We start from the raw sequence: 21,215 nt of genomic DNA, 5'->3' as shown, positions 1-21,215 counted from the left end.
TGGACCGCCGAGCATGTGATGGGGGCCCGTCCGGCCGACCGGACGGGCCCCCATCACATGCTCGGCACCGGGGTGGGGGTCAGAGGCCGGCGCGGACCGTCTGGGCCGCCGCCACCAGGTGGCGCAACGACGGCTCCACCTCGGCGTACCCACGGGTCTTGAGCCCGCAGTCCGGGTTCACCCACACCACCGCCGGGTCGATCGACCGCACCGCGAGCCCCAGCAGCTCGGTGACCTCCTGGACGGACGGCACGCGGGGGGAGTGGATGTCGTAGACGCCCGGCCCGACGCCCCGGGCGTACCCGGCGGCGTTCAGCTCCGGCACGACCTCCATGCGCGACCGCGCCGCCTCGATCGACGTCACGTCCGCGTCAAGGCCGTCGATCGCACCGATGACCTCGCCGAACTCCGAGTAGCACAGGTGCGTGTGCACCTGCGTGGAGGCCGCCGCTCCGGCCGTCGCCAGGCGGAACGACCCGACGGACCAGCGCAGGTAGTCCGCCTGGTCGGCGCGACGCAGGGGGAGCAGCTCACGCAGGGCCGGCTCATCCACCTGCACGACGGCCGTGCCCGCCTCCTCGAGGTCGCGGACCTCGTCGCGCAGGGCGAGCGCCACCTGGTTGGCGGTGTCGGCCAGCGGCTGGTCGTCCCGCACGAACGACCAGGCCAGGATCGTCACCGGGCCGGTGAGCATTCCCTTGACCGGCTGCTCGGTCAGGGACTGGGCGTACCGGGTCCACTCCACCGTCATCGGGGCGGGGCGGGTCACGTCGCCCCACAGGATCGGCGGGCGCACGCAGCGCGAACCGTAGGACTGTACCCAGCCGAGGTCGGTCGTCGCGAACCCGTCGAGCAGCTCGGCGAAGTACTGCACCATGTCGTTGCGCTCCGGCTCGCCGTGCACCAGCACGTCCAGGCCGATCTCCTCCTGCAGCCGGACCACGCGCTCGATCTCGGCACGCATCGCCGTGGTGTACGCCTCGTCGCCGAGCTCGCCCTTGGCCCAGGCGGACCGGGCCTTGCGGATCTCGGACGTCTGCGGGAACGAGCCGATCGTGGTGGTCGGCAGCGGCGGCAGCCCGAGCCGCTCACGCTGGGCGGCGACCCGCTCGTCGTGCGCTCCTCGCGCGAAGTCGTCCTCGGTCAGGGCGGCCAGGCGCTCGCGGACGGCGGGGACGACGACGCCGGGTGCGGCCGCGCGCTCGGCCAGCGCCGCGCTCGCCTCGTCCAGCGCGTCGCGCACCGCGTCCGGGCCCCCGGCCAGGGCGCGGGCCAGGACGGTGACCTCGCGGACCTTCTGGTCGGCGAAGGCCAGCCAGCGCCGGAGCTCGGGGGTCCGTCCGGCACGGTCCGCCGCGGCGTCGGACCACGTCTCGTCGTCCACGTCGTGCGGCACGTGCAGCAGCGAGGTCGACGTGCCGACGGACACCGGTCCGGCCAGCGCCCCGAGCCGGTCCAGCCGGGCCTCGAGGTCGGCGCGCCAGACGCCGTGCCCGTCGATCACACCGGCGACGAGGTGTGCCCGGGTGGGCGCCACGGGGGCCGAGCCGCGGACCAGGTCGACGGCGATCGCCTCGACCCCGGACTCGTCCAGCGGCGTCAGCAGGTCGCCGAGGTCCCCGTACGGGGCGGTCACGAGCAGCCGCGGGCGGGCGCCGCCGTCGTCCACGGTCAGTGCGGCGAGCGTGCCGTAGGCGGAGCGCACGGCGTCCGCGACCTCGGCGCGCGTGACGCCGGCCGCGTCCAGGAGGGTGTCCGAGACGAGGCCCGGCTCGTCGAGCTGCACCCACGGCGCGCCGGCCTGCGCGAGCGCACCCAGCAGCGCGGCGTACGCGGGCACGAGGTCGGCGAGCCGGTCGAACGGGCGGAAGCCCTCCGGCGCGGCGTCGCTCGACTTGGCCAGGAGCAGGAACGTCACCGGGCCGACGACGACGGGACGCGTCGTGACCCCGGCCTCGCGGGCCTCGAGGTGCTCGCGCACCACGCGGTCGTCGGCCAGGGAGAACGTCGTCGCGGGGGAGATCTCCGGGACGAGGTAGTGGTAGTTCGTGTCGAACCACTTGGTCATCTCCAGCGGCGGCTGGTCGCCGGCGCCGCGGGCCAGCGTGAAGTAGCCGGGCAGGCCGGGCTGGAGACCGTCGAACCGGTCCGGGACCGCGCCGAGCGTGACCGCGGCGTCGAGCACCTGGTCGTAGAACGAGAACGAGCCGGGCACGGAGCCGTCCGCCGGGTCGAGCCCGAGCTCGACGAGGCGGCGCAGCGTCGCCAGGCGCACCTCCCGGGCGGCGGCCTCGAGCGTGTCGAGGTCGGTGCGCCCGGCCCAGTAGGCCTCGACGGCGCGCTTGAGCTCGCGGCGCCGGCCGATGCGCGGGTAGCCGAGGATCGTGCCGCCGGGGAACGCGGCGCCGGTCGAGGTGGTGTCGGTGGTGGTCATGAGCACTCCAGGTGTCGGTTTTCCCACGTCCTTCGTCGCCGAACAGGAGGTTGTGCCCGCCATGGTCGATCAATGCGAGCGCAACCTCCTGTTCGGCGACGGGTTAGACGGCGGGAGCCTGTGTCGGGATGCTCGGTACCAGCGGCCTTCTGGCCAGGTCGGGGACGCTGTGCAGCGTCCGACCGCCGAGGTGAACACCCTCGAGCAGGTCCAGAGCGGGTCGGTACTTGTTGAACGTGTACACGTGCAGGCCGGGTGCGCCCGCGTCGAGCACGCGCTGGGCGAGCTCGACGGAGTACGCGGTCCCGTAGGCGTGCTGCGCCTCCGGGTCCGGCAGGGCGTCCAGGGCGTCCAGCAGGTGCTGGGGCGCAGGGACGCCGGTGAGCTCCTCGACACGACGGAGCCGACGCGGCTCGGTCGTGGGCATCAGCCCGGCGAGGATGGGGATCGTCACGCCGGCCGCACGGGCCTCGGCGACGAAGTCGGTGTAGCTGTCCGCGGTGTAGAACAGCTGGGTGATGGCGAACCCGGCGCCCGCCTGCTGCTTCTCGAGCAGCCGCTGCACCTCCTGGGTCCGGGTGGTGCCGGCCTGCCGGTTGCCGTCGGTGAAGGTGGCCACGGCGATGGTCAGGGGCCGGGCGGCGCCGCGCACGGCGGCGCCCGGGTCAGACGCGCACCGGCGTGCCTCGACCTCGCGGAGCAGCGCGACGAGCTCGATCGAGGAGTGCACGCCGTCGGCCGGCGGGCGCCAGTCGGGCTGGTCCCTGGGCGGGTCCCCCCGCAGGGCGAGGAAGGAGCGGACACCCGCGTCGAGCATCTCGTCGACGACGGCGGAGACGTCCTCCCGGGACGCGCCCACGCAGGTCAGGTGCGCGATCGGCATGACGGGGGTGCCAGCGAGGAGAGTGGCGACGACCTGGCGGGCGGTCGCGCGGTCACCGCCACCGGCGCCGTAGGTCACGGAGACGAAGTCGGGGTTCGCGGCGACCAGCCGGCGCGCCGTCTCCCAGAACTTCGGGGCGGCGTCGGGCCGCCGCGGCGGCATGAGCTCGAAGCTCACCGTCGGGCGGTATGACTGCGTCCATGCCTCTGCGACCATGCGTCACTCCATCGGGCCTGGTGTTGAGCACCTTCGTCCTCGGGAGGCTTCCGTCGGAGAACGGGTTGCTGCGGCGTCGTCGAGCCAGGACTCTCGGCCGCTCTGGATGGCTTGGGAACCGACTCTACGCACGGTTCACCCTGCGGACAACCATGACCGCATCGTGAGATCTGCCGTCCCGCATGGCCGCACGAGGCGTCCGCGACCGCCAGGGACGTCACGGCACCAGCACGACCTTGCCGCCCGGGTGACCACCCCCCACGAGCTCGTGCGCCCGCGCGGCCTCGGCCAGTGGCAGCAGGTGCCCGACCGTCGTGGTGAGCTCGTGCCGGGCGAGCGCGCGCACGACCCGTGCGAGCTCGCCGGCGTCCCGCCGCGCTGTGGAGCTGAACGGGATCCCGAGCCCGGACGCCGCCGGGTCCGCGATGGTGACGATGCGGTCGGTCCCGCCGCGCAGCGTGACGGAGTCCGGCAGGACGCCCGCGCCGGACGCGTCCAGCACCGCGTCGACACCGCCGGGGGCGAGCTCGCGCACCCGATCCACGAGCCCCGGTCCATAGGTGGTGGCCGACGCCCCGAGGGCGGTGACACGATCCTGGCGCGCCCGCGACGCGGTGCCGATGACGCGCGCTCCGGCGCGGACCGCGAGCTGGACGGCGAGCTCGCCGACCGACCCGGAGGCTCCGTGCACGAGCAGCGTCTCGTCGCGGCGCACGTCCAGCTCGCGCAGCACGCGCGTGGCGGCCTCGGCCGCGACGGGCAGCGTGACGGCGTCGGTCGGCGCGAGCCCCGGCGGCACGGTGGCGAAGACCGAGGTCAGCGCCAGCTCGGCGTACCCGCCGGTGTCGGCGAACCCGACGACCCGGTCGCCGACGGCCGCGCCGTTGGCGTCGGGGCCGAGGGCGTCCACGACTCCCGCGACCTCGAGCCCGGGGACGGACGGGAAGCGCGGGGGCGACATCCCGGGCACCTGCGCCGCCCGGACCTTGACGTCCCAGCCGTTGACGGCGGCGGCCTCGACCCGGACGCGGACCTGGCCGGGTCCGGGCTCGGGGGCGGGGACCTCGGCGAGGTGGAGAACCTGCGGTCCGCCCAGCTCGGTGAACACGATCGCTTGCACGGTGCCTCCTCGACGGTCGCTTTGCTGACTCAGACGGTAGCCGTGCCGCACCGCCGAGGCCCGCCCCCCGGCGGACCAGCAGGTGTGAGCCGTTCGTCGCGCCGTTCGCCCGCCAGGGCGCCGGTGGGACGCACGGCGACCGGCGCACCCGTAGGCTGGCGGGCATGGACACCGAAGAGCGCCTTGCCGTCTTCCTCGACTACGAGAACCTCGCGCTCGGCGCCCGGGAGCACCTGGGCGGGATGCAGTTCGACTTCCAGCCGATCGCCGACGCCCTCGCGGTGCGCGGACGGGTCGTGACGCGGCGCGCCTACGCGGACTGGTCGTACTTCGACGAGGACCGGCGGATGCTGACGCGGCACCAGGTCGAGCTCATCGAGATGCCGCAGCGCATGGGCGCGTCCCGCAAGAACGCCGCCGACATCAAGATGGTCGTCGACGCCATCGAGATGGCCTTCGAGCGCGAGTACATCTCGACGTTCGTCATGTGTACAGGTGACTCGGACTTCTCCCCGCTCGTGCACAAGCTGCGCGAGCTCGACAAGCGCGTCATCGGCGTCGGGGTCGAGAAGTCCACCTCCCGCCTCCTGCCCTCCGCCTGCGACGAGTTCCTCTTCTACGACCGCCTCGAGGGCGTCGAGGTGCCCGACGAGTCCGAGGCGCCCCCGAAGAAGAGCCCTGCCCGACGCTCCGGCGGCGGCCGCGCGAGCAGCTCGCGCTCCACCAGCACCGGCGCCGGCGGGACGGCCAAGGCCAAGGCCGCGACGACCCCGGCCGATGACGCCGCACCCGCCGCGCCGTCGTCGGGCACGAAGAGCCGCCGCAAGAAGCCCGAGATCACGCTGCCCGAACCGGTCGACGTGCCGGACCGCGCTCCCGAGCCGGCACGCGACGAGGACGACGACGCCCCCACCGGCGAGCCGCCGACCATGGAGGTCAAGGTCGCCCAGACCCTCGCCGGGCTGCAGGGATCGGCCTCGGGATCGGTGACGGCGTCACAGCTCAAGCGCACGCTCGTGCGCAAGGAGCCCACCTTCAGCGAGTCCGACTACGGGTTCCGCACCTTCGGCGAGTTCTTGCGCTACCTCGCCGACCGGGACGTGATCGTGCTGAGCGACGGCCCGTCGTCCGGCGACCCTGTCGTCGAGCTCCCGGAGCAGCCCGACAGCGCCAAGGCGTTCGACCTGCTGCGCACCGTCGTGCAGGAGGCCGGCGGCAGCGCCGCGCTCTCCGGCCTCAAGAACCACGTGCGCAAGCGCCGCCCCGACTTCTCCGAGAAGGCCCTCGGCTACGGCGGGTTCCTGCAGTTCTGCAAGGCCGCCGCGTCGGCCGACGCCGTCAGCCTCGCGTGGGACGACGACGCCGAGGACTACCTCGTCACCCTCGCCTGAGGCACGATGATCCGGTGACGTACCGCATCCTCAAGCTCGTGCTGTCGCTCCTGGTGTACGTGTTCCTGCGTCCCCAGGTGACCGGCCTGCACAACGTCCCCCGTCGCGGGCCCGTCATCATCGCGAGCAACCACCTGTCGTTCATCGACTCGATCATCCTGCCGCTGGTGGTCCCGCGGCACGTCACGTTCATCGCCAAGGCCGAGTACTGGACCGGGCGCGGGCTCAGGGGCCGGGTCTCCCGGTGGTTCTTCACCACGATGGGGCACATCCCGGTCGATCGCGCGGACCCGCGTGCCGGGCAGCGCTCGCTCCAGGACGCGCTGCACGTGCTCGAGCGCGGCGACGCGTTCGGGATCTACCCCGAGGGCACCCGGTCGCGGGACGGGCGGCTGCAGAAGGGGCACACGGGCGTGGCGTGGCTCGCGCTCACCGGCGCCGCACCCGTGGTCCCGGTCGCGCTGCGGGGCACCGACAGGGTCCAGCCCGTCGGTCGGCGGCTGCCACGGCCGACGCGCGGGATCCGGGTCGAGTTCGGCGCACCCATCGACCCGTCGCGGCAGATCGCGGCCGGGACGCGGCCCGCGCAGGCACGACGCGAGCTCACCGACCAGGTCATGACGTCGATCCACGAGATGAGCGGCCAAGAGCTCGTGGCCTGAGACGTTCCCCCGGCCGGGGGAGGCGCGGCGACGGCCCGCTCGGCAGACTGGCGGCATGGCGGACGACACGACGGGCCGACGACGGCGCACGGCCCTGCGTCGCGCCGTCGGGCCCCTCGTGAGCGCCTCCACGGTGCGAGCCGGCATCTACCTCGTCATCGGCGGCGTCCTCGCCGGGGCGTATCTGACGCTCGTCGCCGGGTTCGCGCAGATGTACGCCTCCACCGAGGCCCCGCGCTCGGCCGTGGTGGTCCTGGCGCTGGTGACCGCGGTGATCGCCGGCGCGCCGCCGTTCCTCGCGCCCGTCCGCACGCTCCAGGTCCTGGCCGTGCGCACCTTCCTCGACACGGACCCCCGCGACCTTCCCGAGCCGACGGGCACCCCGAGCGCCGCCACGCGATGGCGCGGCGCCGCCTGGTACACGCTGCACCTCGCCCTGGGCGCCGCCGTCACCCTCGGCCTCCTGGTCGCCGTACCGCTCGCCACCCAGCTCGCGCTGTCCGTCGCCGGGGCCGACCGGGCGTTCCTGCTCGACGCCGCACCGATGCTCAGCGACAGCCCGGTGGCGTGGCTCGCCCTCGCGGTCCTGCTCCTGCTCGCGCTGCCGTACGTCGTGGCGCTCGCGCGCCGGGTGCTGCGGCAGGCGGCCGTCCCGCTGCTCGGCCCGGACCAGACGGCCCGCATCGCCGAGCTCGAGGCTGCCGCCCGCCGCGCCGCCGAGCGGGGTCGGCTCGCCCGTGAGCTGCACGACTCGGTGGGGCACGCACTGACGATCACCACGCTGCAGGCGGCCGCGGCCGCACGCCAGATCGACACCGACCCCGAGGCGGCCCGCCGCGCGCTCGCCGCCGTGGAGGAGACCGGTCGCGCGGCCATGGCGGACCTCGACCACGTGCTCGGCCTCCTGCGCGAGCACGCCGGGGCGTCGACCACGTCGAGCGGGATGCCCGCGCCTCCGGCTCGCGACCTGCGACACCTGGCCGACCTGGTCACGGAGACACGGCGCGCCGGGACCCCGGTGGTGCTGGTGGCCCCCGCGGACTCCTTCCAGACCACCGTGCCGTCGGCCGTGTCCCGGGAGGCGTACCGCATCGTGCAGGAGGCCCTGACCAACGCCGTCCGGCACGCACCCGGCGCCGTGGTGGACGTCCGTGTCGTGGTCCGCGGCCGGGCGTTGGAGGTCGAGGTGGTCAACGCGGTGCCGGCGTCGGGGGCGACCGGTCGTCCCGCGGGCGGCAGACGTGGCCTGCTGGGCCTGGCCGAGAGGGTGAGACTCCTCGACGGCGAGGTCGCCGCCGGTCCGGAGCCGGCGGACCGGGACGGCGGGTCCCGGTGGGCGGTGCGTGCGCGCCTTCCGCTGGATGCGCGAGGATCGGGCGCATGACCGCCCCCCACGGCGCCGCACCGGGCACCCGGCCCGACGACGCCGTACCCGTCCGCGTCGCGATCGTCGACGACGAACCGCTCGTGCGCACCGGCCTGCGCGTGGTGCTCGACGCCGAGCCGGGGTTGACCGTGGTCGGCGAGGCGGACGACGGCGCCGGCGTCCCGCAGCTCGTCGCGGAGACCCGGCCCGACGTCGTGCTCATGGACATCCGCATGCCGCACGTCGACGGCATCGCCGCGACACGCGCGATCCTGGACCGTCCGCGCGGGGAGCCGCCGCGCGTGGTGGTGCTCACCACGTTCGAGAACGACGACCACGTGCTCGACGCCCTGCAGGCCGGCGCCCAGGGATTCCTGCTCAAGCGGGCCCGCCCGGCCGAGATCGCTCACGCCGTGCGGTTGGTCGCGCAGGGCGACCTGCTGCTGTTCCCGGACGCGGTACGTCGGCTCGCCGCCACCCGACCGCCGTCGGGCGACGCGCTGGCCTCCGCGCGGCTCACCGAGCGCGAGGGCGAGGTGCTGCGACTCATGGCGGACGGGATGTCGAACGCGGAGATCGCCGGTGAGCTGTACCTCGGCGTCGAGACCGTGCGCACGCACGTGGGCAACGTGCTCGGCAAGCTCGGCGTCCGCGACCGCACCCAGGCCGTGGTGCGCGCCTACACCTCGGGATTCGTGCGAGCCGGGTGAGGTTCCCCCGCACGGGGGAGAGGGACAGCCGTCGCGGGGGATCCGCCCGCGGCGCCGGGCCGCGAGGCTCGATCCATGACCACACACGAACGTGCACAGCAGCCAGCACCGAGTGGCCGGGCGTCCGGTCGCCACGGCAGACGGATCGAGAGCCTCGCCGTCGCCTGGTGGGTCGTCGGTGCCCTCCTCGCGATCGTCTACCGCGGGACGGTCGACGCAGCCGCGGTGGCGCCGGAGGCGCTCAACCACGGCCTGCTCCGCGACGTCCCCGCCGAGGCCCTGGCCACGGGCGTCGTCGCCCTGGCGCTCGGCGGAGCGCTGCTCACGGCCTGGATGCGCTGGGGACGGTCGACGGCGCGCGGCCCCCGCGTCGCCACCTACGCGGGCACCGCCGTCGTCCTGCTGGCTGCCCTCCTGCTCGTGGACGCCACCGTCCTGGCCGGGCTCGGCTACCTGCCCGCCCTCCTGGTGATGTCGTTCTTCAGTGCCGAGGTGCGTGCCTCCCTCGACCACTACGTGGCGCCGGACTTCCTGTTCCAGACCGCGGTGCTCGGCGGTGCGGTGCTCCTGACCGTGGCCGCGGTCCGCGCGACCCGGCGCAGCCTGGCAGCCTGCGAGCGCTGCGGGCGACGGCACGACGGCGCCGACCCGGCCTGGACGACGCCGGCCTCGGCCGCGCGCTGGGGACGGGTCGCGGCGCTCGTGGCCGCGGCCATACCGGCCTTCTACGGCCTCACCCGCATCGCGTGGGCGCTGGGGATCCCGCTGGGCTTCTCGCGGGACGAGGTCGAGGCGATGCGCGGGCTGGACCTCATCGGCCCGATCGGCCTCGGCGCGTTCGCCCTGCTCGGTGCGGTGCTCACGCTCGGGCTGTACCAGCGGTGGGGCGACGTCTTCCCGCGCTGGATGCTCGGCCTCGCCGGCCGGCGGGTCCCGGTGGGGCTCGCCGTCGTCCCCGCGACCGTCGTCGCCGTGGCCGTCCTGCCCGCCGGGATCTCGATGATCGGCCTCGGTCTGCAGGAGGGTCTGCTCGGGTTCGACGCGGAGACGTGGGCCGCCGTCGGTCCGGCGTTCCTCTGGCCGCTGTGGTCGCTCGCGCTCGGGGCGGCGACCTACGCCTACTGGCTGCGCCGGCGCGGCACCTGCGGCGCGTGCGGGCGCGGGTGACCTCGGGCGGCAGGTGTGATCACGGCGCAGCCCGCCGTTCGACGCCGGCGAGATGACCTCCTGGCTGGCCGGCGCCGGCATCGGGAACCAGTACCTCGCCGAGCTCGCCGGCCGCCGGCCGAAGCAGCGGGACGTCGACCCCGCGACGCCGTCCCACGGTCCGGACGGCGTCGTGACCTACCCGTGGGAGGCGAGCGGATCTGCCGGAGACAGGTAGCGGCGCTCGCGTCGGCGCTGCTCGCCCGTCACGCGTCTGTTCCCGGGATCAGTCCCAGGTAGCGGGACAGGGCTTCCTCCACGACGGCGATGTCGTCGTGGAGGAGATAGTCGACAGGCTCGCCGTGCACGTAGTTGACATCGATGGTGCGCACCTGGTCCACGAGGAACACCGTGGGCACCCCGGCGACCTCGAGCTCGGGGCGGAAGCTCATCGGTCGCGCGCTGGTAGACGTCGGCACGATGGTGGCGACCGACCAAGGGGCCTCAGTGGGGGACAGGACGAGGCCGTACCGGCGTCCGCCCTGCTCGTGGCCGCGCGGGTCGCCGAGGTCGACCTTGTAGACGGCGCCGCGGATCACCAGGCGTCCGGTGCGTCGTTCAGGTTCTCGTCACGGTTGCGGGCCATGTCGGCGCGCGCCTGGTCGAGCCAGCGTTCCTGCTCGAGAAGGCGTAGCCCGCGGCGCAAGGCATCGCTGGCGTTGACGCCGTCGTCGTGGAGGCGGTCGAGGATGCGACGCTCCTCGGCGGTGGGGCGGAAGCCGACGGAGCTGCCCCTGCCCGTCTCCTTCCCTGCGCGCGCGGCCGCGGCGGATCGTCTGGTCTGGGTGGCCATGACGCCATCCTATCCGCCTTGTCGCACATTTGTCAGACACGAGGGGGTTGAACTCCGCTCGAAGATTTCACCCGCCGCACCCGGTCACGTCGAGCCCGGGCGAGGCGCACCCTCGAAGGATGGAGACCACACCACCCCTCGCGGACCGTGTGTTCGAGACCGGGGTCGCGATGATGGAAGGTCTGGCCGTCTACCTCGGCGACCGGCTCGGCTGGTACCGCGAGCTCGCCGCGGCCGGCCCGCTCACGCCGGCCGCGCTCGCCGACCGGACGCACACCCAGGTGCGTTACGCCCGTGAGTGGTGCGAGCAGCAGGCCGCGGCGGGCTTCCTCACCTGCGACGACGGCGGTGGTCAGGACGGGGACCGGCGGTTCGGCCTGGACGCCGAGGGGGTCGCCGTCTTCACCGACACCAGCTCCACGGACTTCCTAGCGCCGTTCATCCGGCTCGTCGCGGCGTCGGCGATCCAGCTCCCCGCTCTGGTCGACGCGTACCGGCAGGGCGGCGGGGTGTCGTGGGACCAGCTCGGTGACGACGCGCGCGACGGGCAGGCGGACATGAACCGGCCGTGGTTCGAGCAGGTGCTCCCCGGAGAGCTCGCCGGGGTGCCGCACCTGCACGCGGCGCTCGGGAGACCGGGGGCAGCGATCGCGGACATCGGGTGCGGGTACGGCTGGTCGACGATCGCCCTGGCCCGCGCCTACCCCGAGACCAGGGTGGTGGGTATCGACATCGACGGGCCCTCCGTGGAGCGGGCGCGGGCGATCGCTGCCGAAGCGGGTGTCGAGGGTGTCGAGTTCGTCCACAGCGCCGGGGAGGACGTCGAGGGCGGGCCGTACGACGTCGCGTTCCTCTTCGAGTGCCTGCACGACATGCCCCACCCGGTCGACGTGCTCACCGCCGTGCGGGCCTCCCTCGCCGACGGCGGGACCGTCGTCGTCATGGACGAGGCCGCCGACGACGAGCTCGCCGTGCCCGCCGACCTCATCCAGCGGATGCTGTACGGGTTCAGCACGCTGTGCTGTCTGCCGGACAGCCTGAGCCACCCCGGGAGTGTCGGCACCGGGACCGTGATCCGGCGCGAGACGGTCGAGAGGTACGCCCACGACGCCGGGTTCACGGGCGTCACCGACGTGCCGATCGAGAACTTCGGCTTCTGGCGTTTCTACGAGCTGCGCTGAGGTCGGGCTGCGTGCTCAGGGGCGCCAGCGATAGATGTGCTCGGGCCGCCCGGTCCCGCCGTACCGGGGTACCCGATCGGCGAGGTCGTGGTTCGCCAGGTGCTCGAGGTAGCGCCGCGCGGTCACCCGTGCCGTGCCGAGCCGGTCGCCCAGGTCGGCGGCGGAGAGGCCAGCGTCGCCGGCCTCGCGGAGCAGGTCGACGACGGCGCTCAGCGTGGCCTCGCTCATTCCCTTCGGGACCGCCGCCTCGCGACTCCCGCGCAGCGCGGCGAACGCGCGGTCGACGTCCTGCTGGGCCGCCTCCGCGCCGTGCTCGGTGAGCTGGTCGCGGAACGCGGCGTAGCGCTCGAGCTTGTCCTTGAACGCGGCGAACGTGAACGGCTTGAGCAGGTACTGCACGACGCCGTAGGCGACGACGGAGCGCACCACGCGGATGTCCCGGGCCGACGTGATCGCGATGATGTCGACCAGGTGCCCCTTCCCCCGCAGGCCACGGCAGACGTCGAGCCCCGTCATGTCCGGCAGGTAGAAGTCCAGCAGGACGAGGTCGACGTCGTGGCGCGCGACGAAGTCCCAGGTCTCCTTGCCGCGGTGCACGACGCCCACGGCGGTGAACCCGGGGACCCGCGCGACGTACTCGGCATGCGCCGCGGCGATCTGCGGGTCGTCCTCGACGACGAGCGTCCTGATCATCGGGTCCCTCCTCCGGGTGCGTGCGCCGGAGGCAGCCGCACGCTGAACGTCGTGGCGCCGTCGTGCGTGACCTCGACGCTGCCTCCGTACCGGGTGATGACCTGACGGACCAGCGCGAGGCCCAGCCCCTGCCCGTGCGCCCCGGACGCCGTCTTGGTCGTCCACCCACGGGTGAAGATATCGTCCACCCGCGCCGGGTCCACCCCTGGACCCGAGTCGGCGACCTCGAACAGCAGGCCACCGTCCTGGCCGCGGGCCAGCACTGTGACCCGCCGTGGTGGTGGGGCCGCGAGCGCGGCGTCGATCGCGTTGTCGACCAGGTTGCCCACGAGGGTGACCAGGTCGCGCGCCGAGACGTCGACGTCGCGCAGCTCGGTGTCGTCCGAGACCACCAGCTCGACGCCCTTCTCGTGCGCCTGCGCGGCCTTGCCGAGCAGCAGCGCGGCGAGCGCCGGCTCGTCCACCGACCCCATGACCTGGTCGGCGAGCTGCTGCGCGGAGGCGAGCTCCACGGTGGCGAGCTCGACCGCCTTCTCCGGCTGGCCGAGCTCGATCATGGTGACCACGGTGTGCAGCCGGTTCGCCGACTCGTGCGCCTGGGCGCGCAGGGCCTCGGCGAACCCGCGGGCGGAGTCGAGCTCGCCGCTCAACGTCTCGAGCTCGGTGTGGTCACGCAGGGTGGTGACCACACCGAGCACCTTGCCGTCCTTGGTCGCCGGCTCCGAGCTGGCGACGAGCACCCGGTCGCGGTAGACGATGAGCCGGTCGCTCACCTGTTCGCCGGTACGCAGCAGGGTGCGCAACGGCTCGTCGAGACCGAGGCTGCCGACCTCCCGCCCCTGCGCGTCCGCGGGCAGGCTCAGGAGCCGGGCGGCCTCGTCGTTGGCGAGCGTCAGCCTCCCGTCGAGGTCGACGATGACGAGTCCCTCGCGCACCGCGTGCAGCACGGCGTCGTGCTGCTCGTACATGCGGGTGATCTCGACGGGTCCGAGTCCCAGGGTCTGCCGGTCGAGGCGCCGGCTGATGGCCCACGAGCCGAGGGCGGCGACGGCGATCGCGATGGCGGCCACCCCGAGCAGAGCCGGGACCCGTGCGAGAAGCTCCTTACCGATCTGGCTGCGCAGGACGCCGATGGAGATCAGCGCGGCGACCTCGCCGTCCTCGCCGTAGACCGGCAGGACCGCCCGGACCGAGGGGCCGAGCGTGCCGTCGTAGGTCTCGGTCACCGTGCCGCCCGCGAGCGCGGGCCCGATGGTGCCGAGGAACGGCTCGCCGATCCGGTCCGGGTTCGGGTGCGAGTAGCGGGTGCGGTCCGTGGCCATGAACACGATGAAGTCGGTGCTGGTGGCCTCGCGCACCGACTCGGCGATCGGCTGCAGGGTCGTCGACGGGTCGTCCTCGGTCAGTGCCGCGCGGACCTCGGGCAGCTCGGCCAGGGCCGAGGCCAGGGTGAGTACCCGGCGCTCGGCCCCGGCCTCGCTGACGCGCTGCGCGTCGAGGAACGCGACCAGGGTCCCTGAACCCACCAGGAGCACGATGACGCTGAGCTGCAGCACGAACAGCTGCCGGGCAAGGCTCATGCGTCGGTGCATGGGATCAGTGTTCCAGGCCTCCTGGTGGAGACCGACGTCAGACGGTGATGCCCAACGCCCAGCCACCGAGCAGCAGCATCGCGCCGGTGATCAGCACCATGCCGATGAGGTTGAGCCACACGCCCGCGCGCAGCATCTGCCCCATCGTCACGTAGCCGGAGCCGAAGACGATCGCGTTCGGCGGCGTGCCGACCGGAAGCATGAAGCTGCAGGTGGCGGCGAACGCGGCCGGGACGAGCAGCAGCATCGGGTCGATGCCGATCCCCAACGCCACACCGGCGAGGACGGGCAGGAACGTCGCGGCCGTGGCCGTGTTGCTGGTCAGCTCGGTCAGCGCCAGGATCACCAGGCACACCGCCAGCACCAGGAGCACGGACGGCAGCACCCCGAGCCCGTCGAGCTGGGTGCCGATGTAGTTGCTCAGCTCCGTCTCCTGCACGGCCCTCGCCAGGGAGAGGCCGCCGCCGAAGAGCAGCAGCACGCCCCACGGGATGCCGGACTGGGCGGTGCGCCAGTCCATCGTCATGACTGGCTTGCCCTGGTGCGACGAGGCGGGGACGAGGAACAGCACCACGGCGGCCGCGATACCGATCATCGCGTCGTCCACGTGCTCCATGAAGGGCAGCACGCCCGACTCGGTGATCACGTCCCGGAAGACCCACAGCAGGGCCGTGATGGTGAACACCGCGGCGACGATCCACTCGCCGCGCGACATCCGGCCCAGCTTGGCCAGCTCGTCGTTGATGACCTCGCGGCCGCCGACGACGCTGGTCAGCTTGGTCGGGTAGATGACCCGCGTCAGCAGGAACCAGGCCACGACGAGGAACACGGCCGACAGCGGCACGCCGATCCTCATCCAGTCGGCGAAGCCGATCGTCGTGTCGAGGGTCTCCTCGGCGAATCCGGCCAGGATCAGGTTCGGAGGGCTCCCGATCAGGGTGGCGAGACCTCCGATGGTCGCGGCGAAGGCGATGGAGAGCATCAGGCAGACCGCAAAGTTCTTGGTGTCCTTGTCGGCGAACATCTCCGACACCGGGCCCTTGTCGTCCGCGGCGGAGTCTGCACCGGCGGTGGAGTCCGCACCGGCGGCGCCGCTCTTCCGGGCGCTCGCCTTCTTGTTCGCGACCAGGGCGAGGACGCTGATGCCGATGGGCAGCATCATCAGTGTGGTCGCGGTGTTGCTGACCCACATCGACAGGAACGCGGTGGCGATCATGACGCCGAGCACCAGCTGGCGTGGCTTGGTCCCGATCGCCCGCATCACGACCAGCGCGATCCGCTTGTGCAGGTTCCACTTCTGCATGGCGAGCGCGATCATGAACCCGCCCATGAACAGGAACACCGTCGGCGAGGCGTACGGTGCCGTGGCGTCACCGACCGCCAGCACCCCGGCCAGCGGGAACGCGACGATCGGTATCAGCGACGTGACGGCGAGCGGCAAGGCCTCGGTCATCCACCACACGGCCATCATGATCGCGATCGCCGCGGTGGCGCGGGCGGCGTCGGAGAGCGCCGCGTCCTCCGGCAGCAGGAGATAGGCGGCTGCTCCGAGGACCGGGCCGAGGATACGGCCGATCCACAGCCGCAGTCCCGGCAGATGCTCCTCGTTCGCCCCTGGTCGCGGCCCTGCCGATTGGCGGGCGCGTGCTTCGGCTCCCTCAAGCGTGGTCGTCATCCTTGACACCTCCGTGATCGCGTCATTGCTCCTCGAAGGTGACACGGGTCACGTCGCGGTGTCTCGCTTCTGTTCCTAACGGTCGTGGGAGACGACGGCCGTTCAGCCGGCCGGGAGCACGCCGGGCACCTCGGCGAGGCGTCGGGCCAGCTCGAAGCCGTCCGCCCCCGCGACGGTCGGCACCGCGGCCCGTGCGCCGGAACCCTCGAGCGCCGCGCCCTCCGGCCCCGCTCCCGCTCCGCCGTCGGGCAGGTTGCCCGCGAGGACCTGCTCGGCCGGACCGAGCCGGCGGATGGCGACCGCCGCGACCTGGTCGGGCCGCCGCTCGACGGCGCGGGCGTAGATGCCCGTGTCGTGCTGACCGTCGTCGCCGACCAGCAGCCAGCGCACGTGCGGGAACCAGGACATCAGCAGGTCGAGGCTGGCGTCCTTGTGCGCCTGCCCGCTGCGGAACCACCCGGTCATCGTGGGACCCCAGTCGGTGAGCAGCAGCGGACCCGGCGGGTAGGCGTTCCGGGCGAGGAACGCCCGGAGCGTCGCCGCGGTGTTCCACGCACCCGTCGAGACGTAGACGAACGGGCTCTGCGGGTGGGCCTCGCGCAGCTCCCGGTAGAGCTCGGGCATCCCTGGCACCGCCCGCCGCTTGCTGGAGTGGCGCACGAACGTGTTCCACGCGGCGAGCAGGGGGCGCGGCACCGACGTCACCATGGTGGTGTCGTCGATGTCGCTGACCACGCCGAACCGGGTCTGCGTGTCGATGACGAGCAGCGGAGCATCGGCTGAGCTCTGTGGACCGGGGTCGCGCCTCTCGGCCGCCCGCTCCGCCGTCGTCGGCGCTCCGCAGTCCCGCAGCCGGGCGCGCTGCCAGCCCGGCAGCAGCGGCGGGTCGGTCGGGACGTCCACCTGGACGTCGAGGTAGCCCGCCCGGTCGGTGAGCACGACCTGGCTGGCGCCGCCGACCTGGACCTGGACCCGACGGTGGGGCGCCGGCACCGTGAGGAAGTGACGGAATCCCCGGCGTCCGGCACGGTAGGCGTTGTCCGCCGCGACCCGGCCCGGCCGGGCCAGCAGCACCCGGGCGAGGACCCGGACCCGGCGCGGCGAACCGTACCCGGTGTACGCCTCGATGCGGGGCCGCCAGCCGGCACGGTGCAGCAGCCAGCCGGCCGCCGCGTAGAAGCGGTCCTCGAGCACGGCAGCCAGGTGCGGGCGCTGCGACGGGTGCGGGGTCTGGGTCATCATGCGGTCATCCTCCGATCGCGGGCAGGCCGGCTGTCCACGCCGCTATCAGACCAGGTCGCGCGCTTGTGCGCACGGTGCGACGATCGCCCGCATGGACCTCTCCGTGCTCACCCGGCCCTCGCCCCGCACGTCCGTGCCGCGCACGCTGGCACGGATCGCGCTCGGGCTCGCGCTGGTGGGTGCCGGCGTCTCGCACCTCACCGTGGCGCGCGGGGAGTTCCAGGCCCAGGTGCCGGGCTGGTTCCCGGTCGACGAGGACGTCACGGTGCTCGCGTCCGGCGTGGCGGAGATCGCCATCGGCGGTTCCCTCGTGGTGCTGTCGCGCTGGAAGGTGGCGGTGGGTCTGGTCGCCGCCGCGTTCTTCGTGGTCATCTTCCCCGGCAACGTCGCGCAGTGGCTCGAGGGCAAGGACGGATTCGGCCTCGACACCGACGCCAAGCGGCTGACCCGGTTGCCCTTCCAGGTCGTACTCGTCGCACTGGCGCTCTGGTCGACGGGCGCGTGGTCGGCGGTGCGTGGCGCCGGGGAGGCGGGTCCGCGCTCCGACGGGTGAGGTGCGCGTGCCCTGCATAGCATGCGGCGATGAGCGACAAGGACCTGCCCGACGGCGAGCACCGGACCCCCGAGGGCGTCTCGGACGCGACGGTCGAGGCGCTCGGCATGCTGAGCGAGGCGCTCGAGACCGTCGAGCGCGCCCGCGGCCAGCTGTACACGTTCCACCAGCTCACCGGTGAGGCCGACCTGGCGCTCGGCGATGCGGTGGACAAGCTGCGCGAGGCCGGGCACGACGACGTCGCGCGCCGGATCTCCGAGGACCTCGTCGGCCGCAACGTGCTTCCCGGTCGCTGGACCTTCCAGATCGTCGAGGACTACGACGACGGGTACTGGCAGGTGTTCCGCGACCACGAGCGGCGGGCCCGCGAGGAGCTCGCGGGCGGCGTCCGGCACCTGGCGGAGGCGCGCATGAAGCAGGACCGCCGCACCGACGGCCGCCCGGGGCACGAGGTGTCGCCCGAGGACGTCGAGGGCTAGTGTCGCGTGTCGTAAATGACTTTCTGGTTGATGTTCGAGATCATGGGGTACGGCGAATCGACCTGCCCCAGCGCTGATGCTGCGTGATGGTGACCGAGCAGAGCTGGAACGGTGGGTGCGTTCTTCGACGGTCGCGGCGGCGATGGCGCGTCGGGCTCGGATCGTGCTGCTCGGCGCCGACGGTGAGAGCAACGAGCGTGTCGCCGAGCTGGTGGGGGTCTCGTTGCCGACGGTGCGGTTGTGGCGCGGCCGGTATCTGGCGCGGGGGCTGGCCGGTCTGGGGGACGCGCCGCGGCCAGGGCGTCCGCGCACGATCGATCACCGCAAGATCGTGACGGCGACCCTGACCCCGCCGCCGAAGCGGCTCGGCGTGACGCACTGGTCGTCTCGGCTGCTGGCGGCGCGGTTGAAGGTGAGCCCGGCGACGGTCGCCCGCGCGTGGCGGGCCTACGGGGTCCAGCCGTGGCGGGCGGAGTCCTTCCGGTTCTCCACCGACCCCGAGCTGGTGGGCAAGGTGACCGACGTCGTCGGCCTGTACCTGGCACCGCCCGAGAACGCGGTCGTGCTGTGCGTGGACGAGAAGTCCCAGATCCAGGCCCTGGACCGCACCCAGCCGGTCCTGCTCATGCAGCCCGGACTGATCGAGCGCCGCAGCCACGACTACGTGCGCCACGGCACCTCGACCTTGTTCGCCGCGCTGGACATCGCGACCGGGCAGATCACCGCGGCACTCAAGGCTCGCCACCGCCGCCAGGAGTTCCTCGCGTTCTTGCGCCAGGTCGCCCGCGCCTACCCCGAGGTCGAACTGCACCTGGTCATGGACAACTACGCCGCGCACAAGACCCCCGAAGTTCGCACGTGGCTGGCGGCCAACCCCCGCAACCACGTGCATCTCACCCCGACCCACGCCTCATGGATGAACCTCGTAGAGGTCTGGTTCGGCATCGTCGAACGCCAGGCCATCCGCCGCGGCGTGTTCAGGTCCGTCAAGGAGCTCAACGCCAAGATCCGCGCCTTCATCGACGGCTGGAACGACCGCTCCCACCCCTTCATCTGGACCAAGACCGCCGAGCAAGTCCTCGCGAAGGCCAACCCGAAGCAGACTTCAAAGACGGACCACTAGTGTGGTCGGATGCCTACCGTCTGGCACCTGACCGACCCTGACACCTGGATGCAGGCCCAGTTGCGGGGTGTGTTCAGCGAGTCGACCCGCGGCGCGTCGATCGAGCAGGTGGGCTTTCTCCACGGCTCCTACGCCGACCAGCTCGCGCTGGTCACGAGCTTCGTCTACGACGACGTCACCGGCCCGATGGTCGCCCTCGGCATCGACCCCGTACTGCTGTTGGAGCACGGGCTCGAGGTGCGTGAGGAACCGGGTGACCCCGACGACCCGACGCCCTTCCCCCACGTCTACGGCGGCGACCTGCCGCTGGCCGTCATCACGAAGGTGATCCCGGTGACGGTCACCGACGGGGTCCTCGTGGGATGGGCGCTGTCCACGGGCCCCGGAGACTGAGCCCAGGGTCGACCGAGACTGCGTGACACCGGTTCACGGTCGACGCGACCGGCGCGGCCCAGCTCCGTAGGCAGAGGGCTGCAGGGTCTCGACATGAGCATCGGGCCGCGCGACAGCGAGCGCGGTACTCCGACTCACCCGTAAGAGCGCCGAAGGACTGCCTGCCCTCGCCCCGGCGGCCATCCGCTCGTAGGCATGATCTCGCCCTCGTCCCGGCGGATCCGAGCTGTACCCGGATGGCGGCTGCGCGCGCGGCACATGCCGAGTCAGATTTCTTGCTGTATCATCGACGCTGACGGAAGAACTCCGCCTAAAGACAGAAACCCCGGGATTCGCTCGGGGTTTTTTTGTGCCCTGACCTGGACGGATGATGGCGGCACGCACACCCCGTGGACCAACGCTCGTCACACTGTCACAGTGAGAGCGTGCGAATACGGGTTCATGAGCTCGCGAAGGAGCTCGGGTTGACGTCGAGCGAGCTGCTTGGTGATCTGCGCGATCGCGGTGTCTTCTGGATCCGTTCCGCGAGTTCGCTCCTGGATCCCCAGCTCGCCGCGGACCTACGTCGTGCTGCGGGCGTGCCGCCCGACCAGGCGGTCCCACGGCCATCGATGCCCAGACCGACGTCTGCGCCATGGCGGGACGATGAGGATTGCGACGATCCGCGCGAGCAACTCACCGCGGCCCAAGGGGCACGCGAGTTACGCGTCATGCCGGCGGCTGTACGTCAGTGGGTACACCGCGGCTATCTCTCCCCCGTGGGGACGCGCGGACGTGCCCACCTCTTCCGACGAGTCGACCTCGAGACGGCGCGAGATCGAGCCCGTGCCAACACTCGACGCCCTCCAGTGCCCTTTCCGATCCGGCCCTCGATGACCCGCAGGCCGGTGACCACACTCGAGGCTGCACGCATCGCCGGCGTCACGCCATCGGCCATCCGCACGTGGGTGCTCCGGGGCCATCTCCATCCACTCCCGCAGGCCGGCCGTGGACATCGCTTCGACCCCATGCAGGTCCTGCGCGTCGCACGGCGCCGCTGACCCACATCCCACGACAACCAAGACGAGAGCCCGGCCAGTGGCCGGGCTCTCGTGCGTCACAGCCACGTTGGCGGTGCGAACTGCTCAGGACGCGACCTTGACCGCCCCTACGTGACAAACCGGACTCCGCAGCACATCGGCTGCGGCACCACCAGCGACGAGCTGGCCACCCAGAGGGAGGTTGCGACATGGAGGATCTCACCGCCATCACGGTGATCGTGTCCGCAACTGCTGCCCTGTTCCACGCAGTCGGACACTTTGTGATCCGACTGCTGCCCCTGGTCTCGAACCGCGTCAACCGGCGCGCGGTTCGACTCGCCAGGGCGCAGCGCAAGTAGAGCAGCGGCGCAAATCGCGACCCACTACTGGGTAGGGAGAGGTCTGCCTTTCAGACAGATGCCCCGGGCATCTGTCCTCGTGCTAGGTAGGGCCCCGGCTGTGGTCGAGGTGGCAGCGACCGGGT

The 21,215-nt window shown here is 72.6% G+C and carries 22 protein-coding genes and 1 riboswitch; of the genes, 13 read left to right on the top strand and 9 right to left on the bottom strand.

Annotated features, from left to right (window positions below; translation table 11 throughout):
* Nucleotides 1-79: 79 nt before the first annotated feature.
* From metE to PZC42_RS14220, 3 genes are all read right to left on the bottom strand, one after another.
* Nucleotides 80-2,434: a 5-methyltetrahydropteroyltriglutamate--homocysteine S-methyltransferase gene (gene metE / locus PZC42_RS14230; RefSeq protein ID WP_277212197.1), complete on the bottom strand. Its 2,355-nt coding sequence runs from the start codon at nt 2,432-2,434 to the stop codon at nt 80-82.
* 103 nt (nt 2,435-2,537) lie between these two features.
* Nucleotides 2,538-3,533 (bottom strand): methylenetetrahydrofolate reductase, encoded by a 996-nt coding sequence (locus PZC42_RS14225; protein ID WP_277212196.1) that lies wholly within the window; start codon nt 3,531-3,533, stop codon nt 2,538-2,540.
* A 5-nt stretch (nt 3,534-3,538) separates the two neighbouring features.
* Nucleotides 3,539-3,646, bottom strand: a riboswitch (SAM riboswitch).
* Nucleotides 3,647-3,750: 104 nt separating this feature from the next.
* Nucleotides 3,751-4,653 carry an NADP-dependent oxidoreductase gene (locus tag PZC42_RS14220; protein WP_277212195.1) on the bottom strand — a complete coding sequence of 301 codons (903 nt, stop codon included), beginning with the start codon at nt 4,651-4,653 and terminating at the stop codon, nt 3,751-3,753.
* Between the two features lie 164 nt (nt 4,654-4,817).
* On the opposite strand from PZC42_RS14220, the gene PZC42_RS14215 reads away from it, so the two are divergent.
* From PZC42_RS14215 to PZC42_RS14190, 6 genes are all read left to right on the top strand, one after another.
* Nucleotides 4,818-6,044 (top strand): NYN domain-containing protein, encoded by a 1,227-nt coding sequence (locus tag PZC42_RS14215; RefSeq protein WP_277212194.1) that lies wholly within the window; start codon nt 4,818-4,820, stop codon nt 6,042-6,044.
* Between the two features lie 14 nt (nt 6,045-6,058).
* Nucleotides 6,059-6,706: a lysophospholipid acyltransferase family protein gene (locus tag PZC42_RS14210; protein WP_277212193.1), complete on the top strand. Its 648-nt coding sequence runs from the start codon at nt 6,059-6,061 to the stop codon at nt 6,704-6,706.
* 55 nt (nt 6,707-6,761) lie between these two features.
* A complete protein-coding gene (locus PZC42_RS14205; RefSeq protein WP_277212192.1) occupies nt 6,762-8,090 on the top strand; it encodes a sensor histidine kinase in 1,329 nt (442 codons plus the stop codon).
* Nucleotides 8,087-8,782: a response regulator gene (locus PZC42_RS14200; protein WP_277212191.1), complete on the top strand. Its 696-nt coding sequence runs from the start codon at nt 8,087-8,089 to the stop codon at nt 8,780-8,782. Before PZC42_RS14205 ends, PZC42_RS14200 begins: the two co-directional genes overlap by 4 nt.
* A gap of 75 nt (nt 8,783-8,857) precedes the next feature.
* Nucleotides 8,858-9,949: a hypothetical protein gene (locus tag PZC42_RS14195; RefSeq protein ID WP_277212190.1), complete on the top strand. Its 1,092-nt coding sequence runs from the start codon at nt 8,858-8,860 to the stop codon at nt 9,947-9,949.
* A gap of 52 nt (nt 9,950-10,001) precedes the next feature.
* On the top strand, nt 10,002-10,166 hold the full coding sequence (locus PZC42_RS14190) for a hypothetical protein (protein ID WP_277212189.1): 165 nt from the start codon (nt 10,002-10,004) through the stop codon (nt 10,164-10,166).
* Nucleotides 10,167-10,194: 28 nt separating this feature from the next.
* On the opposite strand, the gene PZC42_RS14185 is transcribed toward PZC42_RS14190, so the two are convergent.
* Nucleotides 10,195-10,527, bottom strand: coding sequence for a type II toxin-antitoxin system PemK/MazF family toxin (locus PZC42_RS14185; RefSeq protein WP_277212188.1), 333 nt, complete (start codon nt 10,525-10,527; stop codon nt 10,195-10,197).
* Nucleotides 10,524-10,781, bottom strand: coding sequence for a hypothetical protein (locus tag PZC42_RS14180; protein WP_277212187.1), 258 nt, complete (start codon nt 10,779-10,781; stop codon nt 10,524-10,526). Before PZC42_RS14180 ends, PZC42_RS14185 begins: the two co-directional genes overlap by 4 nt.
* A 119-nt stretch (nt 10,782-10,900) precedes the next feature.
* Between PZC42_RS14180 and PZC42_RS14175 the strand changes: the two genes are divergently transcribed.
* The gene (locus tag PZC42_RS14175) at nt 10,901-11,962 is read left to right on the top strand and encodes a class I SAM-dependent methyltransferase (protein WP_277212186.1); all 1,062 of its coding nucleotides are present in this window, start codon (nt 10,901-10,903) and stop codon (nt 11,960-11,962) included.
* 15 nt (nt 11,963-11,977) lie between these two features.
* On the opposite strand, the gene PZC42_RS14170 is transcribed toward PZC42_RS14175, so the two are convergent.
* From PZC42_RS14170 to PZC42_RS14155, 4 genes are all read right to left on the bottom strand, one after another.
* Nucleotides 11,978-12,655 (bottom strand): response regulator, encoded by a 678-nt coding sequence (locus tag PZC42_RS14170; RefSeq protein WP_277212185.1) that lies wholly within the window; start codon nt 12,653-12,655, stop codon nt 11,978-11,980.
* A complete protein-coding gene (locus PZC42_RS14165; protein ID WP_277212184.1) occupies nt 12,652-14,247 on the bottom strand; it encodes an ATP-binding protein in 1,596 nt (531 codons plus the stop codon). The genes PZC42_RS14170 and PZC42_RS14165 overlap by 4 nt, the downstream gene beginning before the upstream one ends.
* A 37-nt stretch (nt 14,248-14,284) precedes the next feature.
* Nucleotides 14,285-15,922, bottom strand: a complete 1,638-nt coding sequence (locus PZC42_RS14160; RefSeq protein WP_277212183.1) for an SLC13 family permease — start codon at nt 15,920-15,922, stop codon at nt 14,285-14,287.
* A gap of 102 nt (nt 15,923-16,024) precedes the next feature.
* Nucleotides 16,025-17,164: an App1 family protein phosphatidate phosphatase gene (locus PZC42_RS14155; RefSeq protein WP_277212182.1), complete on the bottom strand. Its 1,140-nt coding sequence runs from the start codon at nt 17,162-17,164 to the stop codon at nt 16,025-16,027.
* A 91-nt stretch (nt 17,165-17,255) separates the two neighbouring features.
* Between PZC42_RS14155 and PZC42_RS14150 the strand changes: the two genes are divergently transcribed.
* From PZC42_RS14150 to PZC42_RS14125, 6 genes are all read left to right on the top strand, one after another.
* On the top strand, nt 17,256-17,717 hold the full coding sequence (locus PZC42_RS14150) for a DoxX family protein (protein WP_277212181.1): 462 nt from the start codon (nt 17,256-17,258) through the stop codon (nt 17,715-17,717).
* Nucleotides 17,718-17,746: 29 nt separating this feature from the next.
* Nucleotides 17,747-18,196 (top strand): hypothetical protein, encoded by a 450-nt coding sequence (locus tag PZC42_RS14145; protein WP_277212180.1) that lies wholly within the window; start codon nt 17,747-17,749, stop codon nt 18,194-18,196.
* 76 nt (nt 18,197-18,272) lie between these two features.
* Nucleotides 18,273-19,319, top strand: a complete 1,047-nt coding sequence (locus tag PZC42_RS14140; RefSeq protein ID WP_277212179.1) for an IS630 family transposase — start codon at nt 18,273-18,275, stop codon at nt 19,317-19,319.
* A 9-nt stretch (nt 19,320-19,328) separates the two neighbouring features.
* The gene (locus tag PZC42_RS14135; protein ID WP_277209233.1) at nt 19,329-19,712 is read left to right on the top strand and encodes a DUF952 domain-containing protein; all 384 of its coding nucleotides are present in this window, start codon (nt 19,329-19,331) and stop codon (nt 19,710-19,712) included.
* A gap of 389 nt (nt 19,713-20,101) precedes the next feature.
* Nucleotides 20,102-20,752, top strand: a complete 651-nt coding sequence (locus tag PZC42_RS14130) for a translation initiation factor IF-2 N-terminal domain-containing protein (protein WP_308199839.1) — start codon at nt 20,102-20,104, stop codon at nt 20,750-20,752.
* A gap of 188 nt (nt 20,753-20,940) precedes the next feature.
* Nucleotides 20,941-21,090 (top strand): hypothetical protein, encoded by a 150-nt coding sequence (locus tag PZC42_RS14125; protein ID WP_277212177.1) that lies wholly within the window; start codon nt 20,941-20,943, stop codon nt 21,088-21,090.
* The last annotated feature ends 125 nt before the right edge of the window (nt 21,091-21,215 follow it).

The sequence above is a fragment of the Isoptericola croceus genome (genome assembly GCF_029382255.1).
Lineage (GTDB): Bacteria > Actinomycetota > Actinomycetes > Actinomycetales > Cellulomonadaceae > Isoptericola > Isoptericola croceus.
The sequence above is the reverse complement of the archived record's forward strand: the minus strand, read 5'-3'. Positions and strand labels throughout refer to the sequence as shown.